The sequence below is a fragment of the uncultured Eudoraea sp. genome, from assembly GCF_947258525.1.
In the GTDB taxonomy this organism is placed as follows: Bacteria; Bacteroidota; Bacteroidia; order Flavobacteriales; family Flavobacteriaceae; genus Eudoraea.
In genome coordinates this window covers 1-3,859 of sequence record NZ_CAMYIP010000101.1, presented here as the reverse complement: position 1 = coordinate 3,859, position 3,859 = coordinate 1, and the positions used below count along the sequence as shown (strand labels likewise).

The 3,859-nt window shown below is 39.6% G+C and carries 4 protein-coding genes, 1 tRNA gene and 1 pseudogene; 3 read left to right on the top strand and 3 right to left on the bottom strand.

Annotated elements, in window-relative coordinates; translation table 11 throughout:
* Together Q0X89_RS07720 and Q0X89_RS07715 are read left to right on the top strand one after the other, a co-directional pair.
* Positions 1 to 525 (top strand): T9SS type A sorting domain-containing protein (locus Q0X89_RS07720; RefSeq protein ID WP_297692807.1); only part of this gene is annotated, 525 nt, incomplete at its 5' end.
* Entirely contained in the window at positions 522 to 1,199 is a 678-nt protein-coding gene (locus tag Q0X89_RS07715) for a hypothetical protein (RefSeq protein WP_297692805.1), read from the top strand. The genes Q0X89_RS07720 and Q0X89_RS07715, both read left to right, overlap by 4 nt.
* 48 nt (positions 1,200 to 1,247) lie before the next feature.
* Here Q0X89_RS07715 and pth read toward each other — a convergent pair whose 3' ends face one another.
* The 3 genes and pseudogenes from pth to Q0X89_RS07700 form a co-directional block, all read right to left on the bottom strand.
* On the bottom strand, positions 1,248 to 1,877 hold the full coding sequence (gene pth / locus Q0X89_RS07710) for an aminoacyl-tRNA hydrolase (protein ID WP_297692803.1): 630 nt from the start codon (positions 1,875 to 1,877) through the stop codon (positions 1,248 to 1,250).
* A 90-nt stretch (positions 1,878 to 1,967) separates the two neighbouring features.
* Positions 1,968 to 2,668: pseudogene (locus tag Q0X89_RS07705) on the bottom strand (50S ribosomal protein L25/general stress protein Ctc).
* Positions 2,669 to 2,688: 20 nt separating this feature from the next.
* Positions 2,689 to 3,630, bottom strand: coding sequence for a ribose-phosphate pyrophosphokinase (locus tag Q0X89_RS07700; RefSeq protein ID WP_297692801.1), 942 nt, complete (start codon positions 3,628 to 3,630; stop codon positions 2,689 to 2,691).
* A gap of 144 nt (positions 3,631 to 3,774) precedes the next feature.
* Between Q0X89_RS07700 and Q0X89_RS07695 the strand changes: the two genes are divergently transcribed.
* Positions 3,775 to 3,856, top strand: a tRNA-Leu gene (locus Q0X89_RS07695).
* Positions 3,857 to 3,859: the final 3 nt, after the last annotated feature.

Here is a 3,859-nt window from a genome sequence, read left to right as displayed (position 1 = left end):
TGTATAAATGGAACGGATGGAGTAAATACTTTTGAAGAAATATGTTTTGATGTAGTGATAAATGAACCTGAGCCTTTAGGGGTAAGTTCTGTAGTCTCTATAGACGAACAGCAGACAGTGCTGACATTGTCTGGTTCTCAATTGTATACTATAGAATTAAACGGAAGCCTAATTCAGACTGAAGCCCCGGAATTTGTTTTGGATCTGAAACAAGGCGTTAATACATTGAAAGTTTCTACCAATTTGGCATGTCAGGGTGTGTATGAAGAAACCTTCTTTATACCGGCTGTTCCGGTTATTTATCCTAATCCGGTGATTGAGACTTTAAACATATTTTTAGGAAGAACTATGGGTGCTGTGGATATTGTGATTTTTGCATCAGACGGCCGACTTATCAGTAGTCAAAAGTATGATAGTGATGAAGAAATACTTACACTCGATTTTATAGGGTTACCTTCGGGTTTATACTACGTAAGTGTTAGAGGAGGAATGAGTAATGGAACTTATAAAGTGTTGAAGCGATGAGAGTTATTTTATTCGTTTTTATTAGTTTGCTTTTTGCGGCCTGTAAAAAGGATTCGCCCAAACCACCTTCGGCGGCTCTTTTAACTTTCCCTGAACAAAACTCCTTATGTACCACGGGGGTGAGCATAACGCCAACCTCAAGCAGGGTAGAGTTTATATGGCAAACGGCTAATAATACCAATACTTATGAATTAAGGGTCACCAATCTGTTAACTGATATTACCCAAACGGTGAATACCCAGGCCACAAGTGCAGAGGTAACTATAGAAAAAGGTGCCCCGTTTTCATGGCAGGTTATTACCAGGAATACTCTGGTGCAGGAAACTGCTTCAAGTGCAGTCTGGCAGTTTTTCAATGCGGGGTCCCAAACTACTCATGCCCCGTTTCCGGCGCAAATAGTTACACCTTTGTCCGGAGCTTCTGTAGTAATCGACATTAATTCAGAAATTGAATTGGAATGGTCAGCTGCAGATGTGGATGATGACATTGTGGGTTATGAGATATTCCTCGATACTGTTTCTCCACCGCAGGTTTTAGTGGCTTCTCCGGCCGCGACAGTTTCCAGTATTAAAGTAAACGCTCTACCGAATACGGTATATTATTGGAAGGTGATTACCAGAGATGCTGAAGGAAATACTTCAGATTCCGGGATTTATTCTTTTCGGGCCCTATAAGGACCAGTCAATTTTCTTAACAATATCGATTAGTTCTGATTTGTCAGATCACGTATTATTATATTCGTTCATGGTTATCTTTACTCCGGCCAGAACGAAAGATACAATTAGTTCACTTGCTCTTTCCAGACGTTCCTGCAGTGCACTTTTTTCTTCATCATTCCATTTTCCAAGCACATAGTCTACTTGTCTTCCCTTATTGAATTCAGAACCAACTCCTATTCGCAATCGGTTATAATTCGTAGTTTGTAAGCTGTTTTGAATATCTTTAAGACCGTTGTGGCCTCCGTCACTGCCCTTTGTTTTTAACCTGAGTGTCCCAAAGGGGAGGTTTAAATCATCAGTGATCACAAGAATATTTTCCATGGGAATTTTTTCTTTTTCCATCCAGTATTTTACAGATTTACCGCTTAGGTTCATGTAGGTAGAAGGTTTTAAACATAACACACTTCTTCCTTTAATTTTAAAAGAACCCAAATCTCCTAATTTCCTGGTTTCAAAAGAAAATTTTTCTTTTTCAGACAGCATGTTAAGCACTTGAAAACCTATATTATGCCTGGTTTCCTTGTATTCATCCCCTATATTTCCCAAACCAATGAGCAGGTACTTTTTCATGGAATCTGTTTCTTCTAAAAGTCGTTTTTCTTTCCCAAAAATAAATTCTAAAAAACTTTGCATAACCTCAGTTGGTTAAGGGTAAAAATACAAAAGCATCCCGAATCCTTGTATATACGGACGGGATGCTTAGTATGAATAAGTTTAGCTAATTTATTCAGATGCTCCTTCTGCAGGTTTTTCACCACCTTCAGCAGCAGTTTCACCAGCACCTTCGGTTGCGTCTGCTCCCTCAGCTCCTTCTTCAACACCTTCTTCTAATCCTTCTTCATCTTCAAGTTCTTCTTCTATGGCTGCACGAGCAGTTTTAACCTGGACTACAACAGTAGAATCTGGTTGAAGAATAGTAAAATCATCACTTAATAAGGACTCCACCAGAATGTTATCTCCTATTTTTAGTGAATTTATATCTACATCAAAGAAATCCGGAAGGTTATCTGGTAAAGCTGTTATAGTCAGTTTTCTATTTCTGAATAATAAGCGGCCCCCATTTCTAACCCCAGGGGAATTACCTTGTAAACGCACAGGAATATCCATGGTAACTTCCTTGTCGTCAAAGAGCTGGTAAAAATCTATATGTAGAATTCTATCCGTAACAGGATGATACTGTATATCCTGCATTACGGCTTTCACTTTTTCACCTTTATCCAAATCAACCTTTACAGTGTGGGCGTTTGGAGTGTACACTAAATTTTTGAATGCTATTTCATCCGCTGAAAAGTGTAATGGTTTCTCCCCTCCGTATACCACGCAAGGAACCTTTCCAGCATTACGTAGGGCCTTCGTTGCCGGGCCTTCGTTGCCTTTTTGCCCACGCTTTCTCTTTCTGATCCTTTGATTGTAATTGATTTCATTATCTAAGTTTAATTAATATTTACATTAAAAATTTTGAGGCTATTGAGGTATTGTGATGAACTCGGTGCATTACGTCTGCAAACAGTTCGGCACAGCTCAAAACCCGTATTTTTCCGCTTTCTTTTTTAATTGGGATAGAATCTGTAACGATCAATTCCAACAATTGTGAGTTTTCAATTTTATCGTATGCATTACCTGATAGTAATGCGTGAGTGGTTATAGCCCTGACACTTTTAGCCCCTCGCTCCATCATAAGATCGGCAGCTTTCGCTAAGGTGCCGGCCGTATCCACCAAGTCATCAACCAGGACAACATTTCTGCCCTGAACCTCTCCTATTAGTTCCATATGCGAAATTACATTGGCTTTTGCTCTCTGCTTGTAACAGATCACCACATCACTTTCCAGAGCTTTGGAATACGCATAGGCTCTTTTGGAACCACCCATATCGGGAGATGCTATAGTAAGGTTATCCAAATTCAGGCTCCTCAGATATGGAAGAAACAGTGTAGAAGCAAACAAATGGTCAACAGGTTTTTCAAAAAATCCCTGAATTTGATCTGCATGAAGGTCCATAGTTATAATACGCGTAGCCCCTGCAGTTTCAAGCATTTTAGCAATTAATTTTGCCGCTATAGGAACTCTTGGTTTATCCTTTCTGTCTTGCCGAGCCCATCCATAATATGGAATTACAGCTGTAATATGCCTGGCTGAGGCACGTTTTGCAGCATCTAACATCAACAGCATTTCCATAAGGTTTTCAGAACTTGGATTTGTAGAACCAATTACAAAAATTCTGGTACCACGAATAGACTCTTCAAATGATGGTTGGAACTCCCCGTCGCTGAAATGCGAAAACAAAACATTACCCAATTCTGCACCATAAAATTTGGCGATTTTTTTACCCAGTTCCATACTTTGGGTACAGGCAAAAATTTTCGGTTCCGGTACTTGATAAGCCATGGTTAATCTCTTGTTTTCTAGTTTCTTAAAACCCCTGATTCTTAAGGAGGTGCAAATTTAAAAATTTATTTGGGTTGCTAAAGGATAAATGTGGGTTATTTTAGTTTTGCAAACGAAATTATTTTTTAGCTTTGCAGTCCCTTTGCCTCGGTGGCGGAACTGGTAGACGCGCTGGATTCAAAATCCAGTGTCTTCGGACGTGTGGGTTCGATTCCCACCCGAGGTACAT

What these genes read in the sequence shown, in the direction of transcription:
- Q0X89_RS07715 (WP_297692805.1), top strand. Translation starts at nt 522, where the DNA reads ATGAGAGTTATTTTATTCGTTTTTATTAGTTTGCTTTTTGCGGCCTGT.
- Q0X89_RS07700 (WP_297692801.1), bottom strand. Translation starts at nt 3,630, where the DNA reads ATGGCTTATCAAGTACCGGAACCGAAAATTTTTGCCTGTACCCAAAGT.
- pth (WP_297692803.1), bottom strand. Translation starts at nt 1,877, where the DNA reads ATGCAAAGTTTTTTAGAATTTATTTTTGGGAAAGAAAAACGACTTTTA.